General features: G+C 62.9%; 12 protein-coding genes. 8 read left to right on the top strand and 4 right to left on the bottom strand.

The features are described 5' to 3' along the window. Nucleotides 1-7: 7 nt before the first annotated feature. From PX52LOC_RS00645 to PX52LOC_RS00660, 4 genes are all read left to right on the top strand, one after another. The gene (locus tag PX52LOC_RS00645; RefSeq protein WP_149108257.1) at nt 8-712 is read left to right on the top strand and encodes a methyltransferase domain-containing protein; all 705 of its coding nucleotides are present in this window, start codon (nt 8-10) and stop codon (nt 710-712) included. Then, nucleotides 709-2,031, top strand: a complete 1,323-nt coding sequence (locus PX52LOC_RS43240; protein ID WP_168218739.1) for an NAD(P)/FAD-dependent oxidoreductase — start codon at nt 709-711, stop codon at nt 2,029-2,031. The genes PX52LOC_RS00645 and PX52LOC_RS43240 overlap by 4 nt, the downstream gene beginning before the upstream one ends. Continuing rightward, nucleotides 2,028-3,122 carry a type III polyketide synthase gene (locus PX52LOC_RS00655; RefSeq protein ID WP_149108259.1) on the top strand — a complete coding sequence of 365 codons (1,095 nt, stop codon included), beginning with the start codon at nt 2,028-2,030 and terminating at the stop codon, nt 3,120-3,122. The genes PX52LOC_RS43240 and PX52LOC_RS00655 overlap by 4 nt, the downstream gene beginning before the upstream one ends. A gap of 339 nt (nt 3,123-3,461) precedes the next feature. Further along, entirely contained in the window at nt 3,462-4,424 is a 963-nt protein-coding gene (locus PX52LOC_RS00660) for a DUF1559 domain-containing protein (protein ID WP_149108260.1), read from the top strand. 630 nt (nt 4,425-5,054) lie between these two features. Here the strand turns inward: PX52LOC_RS00660 and PX52LOC_RS00665 are convergent. Then, nucleotides 5,055-6,641: a serine/threonine protein kinase gene (locus PX52LOC_RS00665; RefSeq protein ID WP_149108261.1), complete on the bottom strand. Its 1,587-nt coding sequence runs from the start codon at nt 6,639-6,641 to the stop codon at nt 5,055-5,057. A gap of 376 nt (nt 6,642-7,017) precedes the next feature. Between PX52LOC_RS00665 and PX52LOC_RS00670 the strand changes: the two genes are divergently transcribed. Further along, nucleotides 7,018-8,223, top strand: coding sequence for an Lpg1974 family pore-forming outer membrane protein (locus PX52LOC_RS00670; protein ID WP_149108262.1), 1,206 nt, complete (start codon nt 7,018-7,020; stop codon nt 8,221-8,223). A gap of 122 nt (nt 8,224-8,345) precedes the next feature. Continuing rightward, nucleotides 8,346-8,678 carry a TfoX/Sxy family protein gene (locus PX52LOC_RS00675; protein WP_149108263.1) on the top strand — a complete coding sequence of 111 codons (333 nt, stop codon included), beginning with the start codon at nt 8,346-8,348 and terminating at the stop codon, nt 8,676-8,678. A 4-nt stretch (nt 8,679-8,682) separates the two neighbouring features. On the opposite strand, the gene dapB is transcribed toward PX52LOC_RS00675, so the two are convergent. The 3 genes from dapB to thrC all read right to left on the bottom strand — a co-directional run bounded on the left by dapB (nt 8,683) and on the right by thrC (nt 11,818). Next, nucleotides 8,683-9,477 carry a 4-hydroxy-tetrahydrodipicolinate reductase gene (gene dapB / locus PX52LOC_RS00680; protein WP_149108264.1) on the bottom strand — a complete coding sequence of 265 codons (795 nt, stop codon included), beginning with the start codon at nt 9,475-9,477 and terminating at the stop codon, nt 8,683-8,685. Nucleotides 9,478-9,748: 271 nt separating this feature from the next. Next, complete coding sequence (locus tag PX52LOC_RS00685; protein ID WP_149108265.1) at nt 9,749-10,372, bottom strand: sulfotransferase family protein; 624 nt, start codon at nt 10,370-10,372, stop codon at nt 9,749-9,751. Between the two features lie 51 nt (nt 10,373-10,423). After that, nucleotides 10,424-11,818: a threonine synthase gene (thrC, locus tag PX52LOC_RS00690; RefSeq protein ID WP_149108266.1), complete on the bottom strand. Its 1,395-nt coding sequence runs from the start codon at nt 11,816-11,818 to the stop codon at nt 10,424-10,426. Between the two features lie 232 nt (nt 11,819-12,050). On the opposite strand from thrC, the gene PX52LOC_RS00695 reads away from it, so the two are divergent. Then, nucleotides 12,051-12,716: a hypothetical protein gene (locus PX52LOC_RS00695; protein WP_149108267.1), complete on the top strand. Its 666-nt coding sequence runs from the start codon at nt 12,051-12,053 to the stop codon at nt 12,714-12,716. After that, nucleotides 12,713-13,123 carry a PIN-like domain-containing protein gene (locus PX52LOC_RS00700; RefSeq protein WP_149108268.1) on the top strand — a complete coding sequence of 137 codons (411 nt, stop codon included), beginning with the start codon at nt 12,713-12,715 and terminating at the stop codon, nt 13,121-13,123. The genes PX52LOC_RS00695 and PX52LOC_RS00700 overlap by 4 nt, the downstream gene beginning before the upstream one ends. Nucleotides 13,124-13,149 lie beyond the last annotated feature (26 nt).

Here is a 13,149-nt window from a genome sequence, read left to right on the forward strand (position 1 = left end):
GACACGCATGCTCGGCCTCTCCCGCCGTGACCGGCGGCCGGAACTGATGGACGACCCCGCCCTCGACGCGGCCGAACACCGTCGGGCGCTCGCCGGATTGGCCCGGCTCAACGCCGTCAGCAACGGGGCGGGGGCGGTGTGGTATTCCATCCGCGCCCTGGCAAGCGAACTCTCGCGGCCGATCCGCGTGTTGGACGTGGCCAGCGGGTCCGGCGACGGGCCGGTCGCGATGGCCGGCATGGCGAAGCGGGCCGGGTTCTCGGTCGCGTTTGCCGGGTGCGACATCAGCCCGACGGCCGTGGCAGCCGCGACGGAGCGGGCCGCGACCGCGAACGCCCCGGTCGAGTTCTTCCAACACGACGTTTTGAAGGACGACCTGCCCGGCGGCTTCGACGTGGTGACGTGTTCGCTCTTTCTGCACCACCTCGACGAACCGGACGCGGTGCTCCTGTTGCAGCGGATGGACCGGGCCGCGACGGCACTCGGCATCGTTAGCGACTTGTCGCGGTCGCGGTGGAACTACCTCCAGGTCTGGTTCGCGTGCCGCCTCCTGACGCGGTCGCCGGTCGTGCGGTACGACGGCCCCGTCTCGGTGCGGGCGGCGTTCACGCCAGCCGAGGCGACGGCACTGGCCAAGCGGGCGGGGTTGAAGAACGTCCACGCCTCACCGCGATTCCCGTGCCGGTTTCAATTGTCGTGGAGGAAGCGGTGAGCATCCCGGCGACCCTCACCTTGACGGACGCAACGGCCTTGCCCTGGGACGCGGCCATCATCGGGGCGGGACCGGCCGGGTCGGTGGCCGCCGGCCTGCTGGCCCGCGCCGGCCTGCGCACGCTGTTGATCGACCGGGCGCAATTCCCGCGGCGGAAGGTGTGCGGTTGTTGCCTGAACCAGAACGCGCTCGCCGCGCTCGCGGCGGCGGAGCTGGGAGACGTCCCCGCGCGACTGAGCGCGGTGCCCTTGCACCGCGTGCGTCTGGCGGCCGGCGGGCGGGCCGCCGACCTCGCGTGGCCGGCGGGCGTGAGCTTGTCACGGGAAGCGTTCGACGCAGAACTGGTGCGCGAAGCGATCCGCCGCGGTGCGGCCTTCCTACCCGGCACACGGGCGACGATGGGGGAAGAGGCGGGCGATGGAAGAATCGTCGAAGTGAAGGCGGCGACCTCGAATCCCCTCTCCCCCGGCTTTGAGGGGGAGAGGGTTAGGGTGAGGGGCGGTGACTTCCCAACGAACGAGGCAAGTCTCCCGTTGCAAAGAGGTCTTCCCCCTCACCCCGACCCTCTCCCCCTCAAAGCCGGGGGAGAGGGAGAAATTCGGCCTTCTCCCCCGACAACCACCCGACTGCACGCTCGTATCGTGATCGTCGCCGACGGACTGAACGGCCAACTCGCGGGGGAAGCCAACGCTAACTCTCGCATCGGGGCGGGAGCAATGATCCCGAACCCGCCGGCGGAGTATGCGGCCGGCACAGTCTTCATGGCCACGGCCGCGGGCGGGTACGTCGGCCTCGTCCGCGTGGAAGACGGCCGACTCGACGTGGCGGCCGCGCTCGACGCCGCGTTCGTGCGCAAGCAAGGCGGCCTCGGCGAAGCGGCCGCGGCCATTCTGCGACACGCGGGCCTTCCCGCGATTGACAATCTGGCCGTCACCGAGTGGAAAGGGACGCCGGCCCTGACGCGCTCGTCGCGCACGGTCGCCGGCCCGCGGTGGTTCGCCGTCGGCGATGCCGGCGGGTACGTTGAACCGTTCACCGGCGAAGGCATGGGCTGGGCCATCTCCGCTGCCGTCGCCGTGGTGCCGCTGGCCACCGGCGGGACCGACGCCGGCGAATGGGCGAGAACGTACCGCCGGATTGTCGGCCGGCGGCAGGCGGTGTGCAAGGGGGTTGCCTGGACGCTCCGTCGACCGGCCGCGTGTCGCACGGCGGTGCGATTGCTGAGCGTTGTACCGCAGTTATCCGGCCCGGTGATTCGTGCCATCCACCACCCCGCCCGCGTGTCTTCCAACCTCGGAAAGCAGACCCTCCCACCATGAGTTTCCAGATCCGCGGCATCGGTACGGCCCTCCCCGCCGGGCACGTGACTCCCGACGAGGGCTTGCAGGTCGCCCGCGTCATCGGTGGCCCCGTCTCGCGCGAGTCGGGGTTCCTGCCCGCCGTCTACGAGGGGTCCGGCAACCGCCGGCGGGCACTCGTTCACGGCCGCGACGTGATCCGCGACCTGTTCGAAGGCACACGACATTCCGGCTCCCCGTTCCTTCCGAACGGCGACCCAAACTTCCGCGGCCCCTCGACCGGCGTGCGGAACGCGATGTACTGCGAACACGCCCTACCGATGGCCGTGAGCGCGGCCCGTGACGCCCTCACCGCTGCCGGTCTGAGTGCCGTCGATGTCACGCACATCGTCACCGTTTCCTGCACCGGCTTCACCGCCCCCGGCTTGGACTTCGCCCTCATTCAAGGGCTGAACCTTCGGCCGACCGTCCTACGAACGCACGTCGGCTTCATGGGCTGCCACGGGGCGTTGAACGGCCTCCGCGTGGCCGACGCCTACACGCGGGCCGACCCCGCAGCTGTGGTGCTTTTGGTGGCCGTCGAGTTGTGCAGCCTGCACTACCACTTCGGCGACGACCCGGAGAAGGTCGTCGCGAACGCCCTGTTCGCCGACGGAGCGGCGGCAGTCGTCGGCACGGCGGGCAACGGCCCGTGGCACGTGACGGCAACCGGTTCGTGCCTGATCCCGAACTCGGCCGACGCCATGACCTGGACCATCGGCGACCACGGCTTCGAGATGACGCTCTCGAAGCAGGTGCCGAAGCGAATCGCGGAACACCTCGGGGCCTGGATGCGTGAATGGCTTTCGAATCACCGACTAAGCGTTGCGGACATCCCGAGTTGGGCGGTTCACCCCGGCGGCCCAAAGATCATCGACGCGGTCGAGATGGCACTGGGTTTGCAACAAGGTGCTACGACGGCATCGCGGCGAGTTTTTACGGAGTTTGGCAATATGTCCTCGCCAACAGTGCTATTTATCGTGCAAGACTTGATGCAATCTCAAGCAGACAGCCCTTGCGTGATGCTCGGATTCGGCCCTGGACTCGTAGCCGAAGCCATTTTAATCGCGTAGGGCGGAATTCGGACGTTCTCAAACAAGGAGGGTCAGTCGCGGGCGTCATCGACGACACATCACGAATTTGAAGTGATCGCTCGATTTAGGGCTCGCAAGATTCCAAGGTTTCATTTGATTGGTTCTGTGAATCGAACAACGGTGACATGCCCTCGGCATGACGACTCGCGATCTCACCGGAGTCCGAATTTCCAGCACGACCCTCTCAGATTCTCTCCCTTTCACTCCAATCGGGGTGCGTTGATTTTTGTACATTCATAACCGTCGTTCCACCCGGAACCGACTCAGGGAGTGGTGCGCCGCTTTTCCTGTAGTCGAGAATTGATCAGGAGTTCATTCATGATTTCCAATCCGTCCCGACAAGTGAAATCGGCTCGCCTGGCGTTTACGCTGATCGAGTTACTCGTCGTCATCGCAATTATCGCCATTCTTATCGGCCTGTTGCTACCGGCGGTTCAGAAGGTTCGCGAAGCGGCCGCCCGCATGAAGTGTACCAACAACCTGAAACAGATCGCCCTGGCGATGCACAACCACGAATCGACCATGGGTTGTTTCCCGACCGGGGTGAGCAATAGTGATCCGAATGCCTACCCTGTTCCGAACACGTCTTGGACAGGAACCTGGGGCAACGGCAGAGTTGGTGCATTGGCCTTTTTGCTGCCGTACATGGAATTGGACAACGTCTATAAAGGTATTTACCATCCGGGCGCCCTTCTAACGCCTGCCACGAACACATGGGCTTGGACAGGGTCGGCGGTTACCAACAAGGCCATCATCTCCACCTTCTTGTGCCCTTCCGATACCCTGTCGGCGGACGTGGGCAACCTCAGAGAATTATATTGCTTTAACTACAATTCCACCCGTAATGGATACACCGGCTATTCGTATTTCGGGAGCGGCGTCGGTGGCCCAACGAACTACGCGGCGAATGCCGGATGGGTCGGGAACATGCCCGGTTATATCGCCGACGTCGGCCCGTACTCGATGAACTCGAAAACGAAAGTGACCGAGATCACAGACGGAACGAGCAATACCATCGCCTTCGGCGAGTCGTTGGGCGGTTCCAAGACGAGCCGCTCGTTTATTCCGACCTGGATCTCAGGCTATATGCTCTACACGTACACAGGTATTGGAGACAGCAGCCCCTCGATCTATCAATTCGCCAGCAAACACACGAACATCGTCAACTTCGCGCTCTGCGACGGCTCTGTTCGTACTCTTACAACGTCGACCGACATCCCCACGGTTTTCCGTGCCGCCACCTCGATGCAGAAGGGTGACATCTCTACCCTCGATCAGTAACCTTCCAAGTACTTCCAGAACCCCGTTTGCTATTCCGTAACAACTGGACTATTCAACATGAAAAATATGATCTCGCTTATTATGTTCGGCACCGCCTTGGTGCTGACGACTGGATGCGGAGATAAATCTGACAAGCCGACGGTGACCATGCCCGCCACGGGAGGTGGCGCTCCGAAGCCAGCGGCTGTGAGTGGCGACAAGACGGATAAAGCGATCGAAAAGTCTGAAGCTCCACCCCCGTGATGTTTCGCTAATCAAGCATTTTCATAGGCCGACAAATTGTCCGTTCGCTGGTGGACTCTGGCCCTCTCAGTCCGATTGATGTCGGAGTGAGAGGGCTTTTTTTTGAGAGACAAAGCTGATGGAACAGACCTCGCAGCAACATCCACTCCGGTACTCGGCTCATCCGACTTCTTCTTGATCACCAGGCAACCTGCTCGCGTGAGCATCTGACTCTAGTCGGCCAAGACTGGATGGTTGTCGATACGCCTGCCGACCAGGCGATATCGTAACGTCCACGATCGATGGGACGAACTGTGCCCGTTGAACGGATATACGAACGGCCGACGCCCGTCAGAGTTGGGCATCAACTCCGACGGGCGTTAAAAGTGATTCGGAATGTGAGCCGACTCAGTTCGGCATCGTCGAGACGGCTGGGGTATTGTCCACGAACCGCGGCTTCACAAACTTCAAGTAGATGATGCTGCCGCCGACGGCCACGGAGGCCGCAAGAATCAGGTAGAGAGCGATCTTTTGAATGGTCGACGGCCGAGCGGTCGGCTGCGATTCTTTCCAGGCGTCCGCAGTGGGCAAGGGGACAGTGCCGGGCAGCGGCGTGGCATCGTGCGGCCGCGACGGGTGATACGCCGGAGCGGGTTCGAGCCGTGGGATCGCGTGGGCTGAGCCGGTGCCGAGTTTCGTGAGACGGCTACCTCCGGTGGGCGGAAGCGGCGAGAAGGCGGCCGGGGCCGACGGGGCCGGACCGAACGGGTTCGCGAGTTGCCGGTGACGAGCTTCGGCCGAGGTGACACCGGACCCGGCGCCCACACCCGCCATCGCGGGAATGCGGGCCGGATTCTCCAGCACGGCGGGTGTTTGCGGGACGAGATCGACGACCTGTTCGGCACCCTCGGTCACGGCGAGGCACAGTATCGGCATTTCGGCCGCCGGCGGAATCGGCAGCGTGGCCGGCGCGAACGCCGTCAGGGCTTGCAGGACTTCGCCCGGCGACTGGTAGCGGGCGTTCGGGTCCTTCGCCATCATCTTGACCAGCACGGCCGCGAGCTCCTCGGACACTTCCGGGCGAATCTGCCGGATGGCCGTCGGCTCCTTCGTGCGGTGCCAGAGTAGTTTTTGGGAAACCGTGCCCGTCGGGAACGGCGGGTGGCCGGCGAGCAGGAAGTACAGGGTGGCCCCGAGCGCGTACACGTCCGCCCGCACGTCCACGCCGTGGCTGTTCGCGACCTGTTCAGGGGCGACGTAGTCGGCCGTGCCGAGGACGATTTTGTCATCGTACTTCACGGTCAGCATGTCCGACGTGTCTTTGAAGAACCGGGCTAGCCCCATGTCGAGGACGCGGGCGTTGCCCTTGCGGTCGATCAGGATGTTGCCGGGCTTCACGTCACGGTGGATGATCCCGCTCCGAAAAGCGAAGTCGAGGCCGCCGGCGACCTGTTTGACGTAGCCCACGGCCCGGTCAATGTTCATGGGGCCGAACTTCTTGACGATCTCCAGCATGTTCGACCCGTCAACGTACTCCATCACGATGAAGTGCAGATTGCCGTCTTGGTCGATGTCGTGAGTGCGGACGATGTTCGGGTGTTCAAGGATGCCGGCGGCGCGGGCCTCGCGGTAGAAGCGGCCGAGGGCGGCCGGCTGTTCCGCCTTCGCGGGCGGGAGCACCTTGATAGCCACGCGGCGTTTCATGAACATGTGTTCGCACAGGAACACCTGCCCCATGCCGCCGACGCCGACCCGCTCGAGGAGTTTGAACTTGCCGATCGTGAAGCCGCGCCACTTGCCGAGCAAGAACTGTTCCGACTGGAAGTTCGTGATGATGCCGTCCGTAACCATCCCCTCGGCCGCCTCGCGGGGGTCGGTCGGGATGCCGCGGCCTTTCTGCCGCCGCTGGAGGTAGCTCGTGAGTTTGCCCTCGTCGACCATGCCGCTTTTGCGAATGAGCTGGAGGAGTTCTTCGACGGATGCGGGGGCAGACATAGGGGCTCCGAAACGAACGATTGCAACGGGCGGACCGATATTTCAAGCGAAGGCTAGAACAGCATCCTCAGTTACGCAAATTGTTCCACCGGTGAATCACGTTCCGGGCGGAGAGCAGAATTGATGAAGGAGCAGAATGGAGAAGGGCCGTCGGCATGGCCCTTCGGTCGCAGGCTGCTTTTCGCAAGCCGATGTCCGCGATCGGAACTCACGTCAGAGGGCCGGGAAAGACTGGTAAACCAGCGAAGAAAAATATTGCAACATTCGCCCCAGAATCGGTCCGCGGGGTCGAAAAAACTCTTGCCAGAAGCATATCACCCGGTTATCAGCCCCCACACTCGTTACTCACGGTGGCGCTTCGAGCAGGGGGAATTCGATGTCATCGGTCATCCGTCGCTTTTTGGCCGTGGCCGCCGTCACGGGCGTCTGTTCACTGGCCGCCACCGCCCAATCGCCGGGGCAGCGAGCGGCCGGGTCGGGGGGATTCGCGACCGGGGCCGCCCCGGTAACGCCGATCAACCCGCCGCCGCTCATGGGGGTGTCCGCCACCGAAGAAACACCGGTGAAGGACCTCACGCCCGGCGTAATGCCCGGCCTGTTTGACCCACTGGCCGGGGAAAGTCACGGCGGCGGCGGCGGCGCTCACGGCGGGGGCGGGGGCGGACACGGCGAAGGGTGTTCCACGTGCCCGACGCACGACGAGCACCACGACGGCGCGGGGTTCTACGGCACGGCCGAGTACCTGCTGTTGCGGCCCCGCCGCGGCGCATTCGACTTCGCCATCGTCGACCCGAACCGCGACCTCATCCCCGGCGGCACGCTCGAAAGTCTCAACTACGAGCAGCGGAGCGCCGTGCGGGCGGGCCTCGGCTACCGGTTCAAGGACTCGGCCTGGGCGGCGGGCTTCACGTACACCTTCCTGCGGAGCGGGGCGGACCGCAGCATCGACGCCCCCGTCAACGGTTTGATCTACCCGACGCTCACCCGCCCCGGCCTCGTCGACAACGTCGGCTTCGCCCAGGCTACGGCGAGCCTTGAGTACAACGTCTTCGACACCGAAATCAGCCGGTACGTTCACGTGGACGACCGGCTCGACTTGCGACTGTACGGCGGTGCACGGTTCGTGACCATCCGCCAGGACTTCGAAAGCCTCTACGACCTCCGCGACGCGAACCTCGCGAGGGTGACCACGAAGTCGAACCTCGACGGCTTCGGCCCCTTGATGGGCGGCGAGGCGACGCTGCAAGTCTACAAGGGCTTCCACCTGTACGGGAAGACCTCGGCCGCGATCCTGTCGAGCCGGCTGGTGAACCCGATCGCGGAAACGAACAACAACGGCCAGACGACGTTCGCGGCCGTCGACTACCGCACCCGGCGGGTGGTCCCGATGCTCGGCACGGGCATCGGCGGCGGCTGGCAACGCCGCGGCGTGTCGGTCCGCGTCGGCTACGAGGTGACGAACCTGTTCAACGCCATCGACCAGATCCGCTTCACCAACGACTTGGCCGAGGGCAAGGTGACGACCCGACAGGCGGACCTGTCGCTGGAAGGGCTGTTCGTGCAGTTCGCCGTCCAGTACTGAGTTCTGGATATCAGCGCGCGGTGGCCCGGCGGTATTCCGTCGGGCCGTGTGCGTTTACCGTGGTCGCAGGCATGAAGCATGCGACCGTCAGCGGTCATCATCCTGAGCCGGGAGGGGAAACCGTGCCGTATGACGAAGGGTTGGCCGACCGCGTTCGCGACTGCTTGGGTGATCGGCGGGACGTAACCGAGAAGAAGATGTTCGGGGGCCTCGCGTTCCTACTCGGCGGGCGATTGACAGTCGCCGTCCGGCGGGATGCGTCGCTGCTCGTGCGGATCGCTCCGGACGATGTCGTGGACGCCCTTCAAGACCCGGCCGCGACGCAGTTCCGAATGCGTGGCCGCACGTTGCGCGGATGGCTGATGATCGACCCGGACGGGATCGAAGAAGACGAACAACTCGCGGAATGGGTGAACCGGGCGGCGGCGTTCATCGAATCGCTGCCGCCCAAGTAGCACGTCAAAGGCCCAACACATCGGCCATCGTGTACATCCCGGCCGGTTTGCCAGCGAGGAACTTCGCCGCCAGCAGTGCTCCACGGGCGTAACTGTCGCGGCTGTACCCCTTGTGAACGAGTTCCATCGTCTCGCCGAGCGCGCTGAAGATGATGGTGTGCTCGCCGACGTTGTCGCCGGCCCGCACCGCGTGCACGCCGATCTCGCCGGAAGGCCGCTCGCCGACGATCCCTTCGCGGCCGTGGACGATCTCCGACTGCTTCATGGCGTCCTGCACGATCTTCGCGAACTGCACGGCCGTGCCGCTCGGCGAGTCCTTCTTGAAGCGGTGGTGCCGTTCGACGATCTCCACGTCGAACCCCTTACCCGCGAGTGCCTCGGCGGTCAGCTTCGTGAGCTTGAACAGGACGTTCACGACGAGGCTCATGCTCGGTGACAAGAGGATAGCCGTCTCGTGGGCCGCCTCGGCGATCTGATCGCGGTGTTCCTTTTCCAGCCCCGTCGTGGCGATGACGAGCGGCAGCTTGCGGTCCACACACGTCTTGAGAATCGCCATCGTGCCGGCCGGGATCGAGAAGTCGATGACGCAATCGATGCGGGCCGACAGCGGAATCTCGCCGGTAATCGGCACGCCGTTCTTGGGAACACCCGCGACCTCGCCGGCGTCGTGCCCGGCCCGCGGGTGCTTCGGCGAATCCAGGGCCGCGACGACTTGCAGCGCGGCGTCCTCGGCGGCGAGCGCGACGAGCCGTTGGCCCATGCGGCCACAGGCTCCGTTAATGGCGATGTGCGTCTTCATGGGAAGCCTCAGTCCTCGTTCGGCAAGTATTCGGGTAGAAGCGAATCGTCGAAGTCGTCAGCCATCCAACCGCGGGTCGTCGGACAAGGGGGTCGGCGAAGTCATCGCTAATGACCCACACGCCCGGATGCAAGTTGAAATTCCCTTCACGCCGGATGACTGGTGGCGGAGGTTGGACTGAGACCCACTTTATTTTCCGGCCGGTCGGCGACTCGTACTGTCATCCGTTCCGCCGCGGGGTCGCAAGAAACTTGCTTGCACGCCGTGATCGTCACGATCTTTCTCCCGCGGCGGCAGTCTTAAACTTATACCCCGTATTTGGAGTGTAAACGGCTTTGTATGCGGAATCAAAATTGTCCCGTTCCAGGTGGGGGAACACGATCCGCAGCTTCTCGAAGAGATAATTGGGATCGTCTTTCAATCGTGGATACTGGGGCATCAATAGCGGAATGTCGTGCTTGGCAATGGCGAACAACAAGGAGTACAGCTTCTCCATCAATACGACTTCTTGCTTATCGGGATCCGCGCTGCCCCACTGGCCGCCAATGACTTGCAGTTTTCCCTCCCCTTCCGCGTCTCTCGAATTGTATCGTCTGCTTTCGGCCGCATCTTGCAACGCACGGATCGGTACGATTGCATATTCAATTTTCACGCCACTGTTGTTTACAAGAAACTCATCGAGATACTCGCATATGTGCGGAGTTTTCACGATGTACGGGGCATTGTCGTCGTGCAAGTGGTGCTCAAGGCCCGCGTTACTGGCCGGATCGACCCTTATACTTTCCGGAGTGAAGCCCGTCTCTTCACCCAGATGTGTCAGCAGTTGCATCAAGAAAGTTGTTCCGGCCCGACCGGTGCCGGATATTATGATGTGCCGATCATTCTTGCGACTCATGGCCTTCCTTCGAAATAGTCTGTAACTGTCGTCAGCCCTACCGTAGCCCGATTACGCGAACAGTTCGATCGCCTTCACGATCTCGCTCAGGTCGTTCGGCACCTGCACAGCCCGGTTGGCATAGCTCGCCCGGCGGACGCCCCGCTTGCCGAGTTTCGCCTCGAAGGTTGCCGGGTCTGCCGTGTGGTAGGCGACCGTTGCGTCGGAGTCCTTCAGCACGTGCCCGGTCAGCACGCACGCCACCCGCTCGTCGGGCGAGATGACGCCCTCCTTCACAAGCTTCAGCAGGCCGGCGACACTCGCAGCACTGGCGGGTTCGCAACCGAAGCCGCCGGCCCCGATCTTCGCCTTCGCGTCGAGAATCTCTTGGTCCGTTACCTCGCGCACGTAGCCGCCGCAGCGTTCCATAGACCGCAGGGCTTTCGGCAGGTTCACGGGGCGGTTGATCTCGATGGCGCTCGCCAGCGTGTCGGCCCGACGATCGGCGTCGTCGAGGTACTTCATGTAGGCGTTGATCTTCCCCGAATCTGGCTTGCCGCCGTTCCACCGCACGCCGTTCTTCTCGTAGAGTTGGTAGAACGTGTCCGCCCCGGCCGCGTTGATGAGCGCCAGCCGCGGCATCCGGTCGATCAGGCCGAGTTCCTTCAGTTCGAAGAACGCCTTGCCGAAGGCCGAGACGTTGCCGAGGTTGCCGCCGGGCACCACGATCCAATCGGGCACCTCCCACCGCATGGCTTCGAGGATGCGGTACATGACCGACTTCTGCCCTTCGAGGCGGAACGGGTTGATACTGTTGACGAGGTAGATGCCGAGTTGTTTCGAGACTTCCTGCACCCGCCGCAGGGCGTCGTCAAAGTCGCCGGCGATCTGCACCGTCAGCGCCCCATAGTCGAGGGCCTGCGACAGCTTGCCGTAGCTGATCTTGCCGCTGCCGATGAAGATGACGGCCCGCATCAGGTTCGTCGCCGCACAGTAGATCGCCAGGCTCGCGCTGGTGTTGCCGGTGCTGGCACAGGCCGCCCGCCGCGCACCGACCATCTGCGCGTGCGTGAAAGCGGCGGTCATGCCGTTGTCCTTGAAACTGCCGCTGGGGTTCATCCCCTCGTATTGCAGGAACAGGTTGCCCGGCTTCATGCCGACGTGCTTCCCGACTTGGTCGGCCTTCTGGAGAAGGGTCTGCCCCTCGCCGATGGTCATGATGCGGTCGGGCGGGGCGAACGGGAACAGGTCGCGGAACCGCCACACGCCGGAGAAGTCGAGCGGGTCGGTGCGGTTGGCCCATTTCGCCTCGAAGTGCTTGAAGCTCGTCGGGGCGGGCAGCCGGTTCCAATCGTAGGCCACGTCGTACAGGCCGCCGCACTTGGCGCACTGGAACGTCGTGTCGTGCAGGTCCGTGGTGTGGCCGCAGTGCGGGTGAATGCAGCGTTGGAAGACGGCGTCGGTCATCGGAACCTACCAGGGGAGGAACGCGAACAACGGTCGTTTTATCGGAACCCGGCAGCGGATACGAGAGGCGGCCGTTACGACCTCGTGAATCGCTGGGGCATTGCGTAGTCGCACAAATCGGGCGTTGAGAATTCGGGACGGAGCGGTTACATTATCCCTCGCGTTCGGATACGGCGGCCCCTAAAATGAACCCTTGTTCACATCACTCGGACGGATTAGATCGGTAACGGCTATGAATACGCAACTCGGGCTTGGGATATACGACCTACGTGAAGCGGCACGCTTCACGCGCCTGAATCCCACTCGCGTCCGACGCTGGTTCGTTCAACGACCGTCCGAGCCAAATCGCAAACCTGTCCTTCATTCCGATTATTCCGCGATCCAAGGCGACCCCGCGATCAGCTTCTTGGACCTGATCGACGTGTTCGTTTTTGGTCAGTTGCGTACCCACGGCGTTTCATTACCCACCCTTCGCAAAGTGTCGGTCCAACTGACGAAAGTCCTCGACACTCGACACCCTTTCGCCCACCATCGGCTAGCAACGGATGGGCAGGAGGTTTTTCTCCGGGGCATCGATGCGGATGGGAAAGACGAACTCATCGAAGTGCTCACCCGCCAGCGCGTCTTTCCCGAAATTATTGCCCCCTTTCTGAAGAAGTTGGACTACGACCCGAGTACGGATCTCGCGCGGCTCTGGCACATTGGCCGCGGTGTGATCTTGGACCCTCGAATCGCGATGGGGAAACCCGTTGTTGAGGGCGTGTACGTTAAGACCGATTTACTTGCAGCGGCATGGGAGGCGAATAAGCGGAACGCCGAAGCTGTGGCACGCTGGTACAACGTCGGCCCCCAAGACGTTCTCCGCGCGGTTGAATTTGAGTTGGGCCAAGCGGCATGAGCCAATTGGCGTTCTTCTTCGACCGCTGCTTTCCGCGGCCCATCGCGTATATGATCGCTCAATACGAGAGTCGCTATCACGTTCGTTTTCTAGACGACGACTCGCGCTTTCGCACCGATTCGCCGGATACCGAAATCATTCAAACCCTCGGGGATGATTCAAATTACCGTTGGGTGCTCCTCAGCGCCGACGCTCGCATCACCCGGCGGCCGGCCGAGCGGGCAGCACTCTCGGGAGCGGGAATCAAATTCTTCTACTGTGGCCGAGCATGGTTCAAGATGGACATGCACGAGCAAGCATGGAAATTCGTTCGCAGCTGGCCATCGATTGTCGAGATTGCGGAACACCACAAGCAAAAAATATTCGAGATCGAAGGAACAAACCTGAAAATTACGCCATCCGGTTGATCGCCCGAGTTTAGTTGCGCGAAAGC

The sequence above is a fragment of the Limnoglobus roseus genome, from assembly GCF_008254045.1.
In the GTDB taxonomy this organism is placed as follows: domain Bacteria; phylum Planctomycetota; class Planctomycetia; order Gemmatales; family Gemmataceae; genus Limnoglobus; species Limnoglobus roseus.

Coding starts and splice junctions, on each gene's coding strand:
- dapB (WP_149108264.1), bottom strand. CDS start 9,477: ATGAAGACGCACATCGCCATTAACGGAGCCTGTGGCCGCATGGGCCAA.
- PX52LOC_RS00670 (WP_149108262.1), top strand. CDS start 7,018: ATGTCATCGGTCATCCGTCGCTTTTTGGCCGTGGCCGCCGTCACGGGC.
- PX52LOC_RS00665 (WP_149108261.1), bottom strand. CDS start 6,641: ATGTCTGCCCCCGCATCCGTCGAAGAACTCCTCCAGCTCATTCGCAAA.
- PX52LOC_RS00685 (WP_149108265.1), bottom strand. CDS start 10,372: ATGAGTCGCAAGAATGATCGGCACATCATAATATCCGGCACCGGTCGG.
- PX52LOC_RS00660 (WP_149108260.1), top strand. CDS start 3,462: ATGATTTCCAATCCGTCCCGACAAGTGAAATCGGCTCGCCTGGCGTTT.
- thrC (WP_149108266.1), bottom strand. CDS start 11,818: ATGACCGACGCCGTCTTCCAACGCTGCATTCACCCGCACTGCGGCCAC.
- PX52LOC_RS00645 (WP_149108257.1), top strand. CDS start 8: ATGCTCGGCCTCTCCCGCCGTGACCGGCGGCCGGAACTGATGGACGAC.
- PX52LOC_RS00700 (WP_149108268.1), top strand. CDS start 12,713: ATGAGCCAATTGGCGTTCTTCTTCGACCGCTGCTTTCCGCGGCCCATC.
- PX52LOC_RS00655 (WP_149108259.1), top strand. CDS start 2,028: ATGAGTTTCCAGATCCGCGGCATCGGTACGGCCCTCCCCGCCGGGCAC.
- PX52LOC_RS00695 (WP_149108267.1), top strand. CDS start 12,051: ATGAATACGCAACTCGGGCTTGGGATATACGACCTACGTGAAGCGGCA.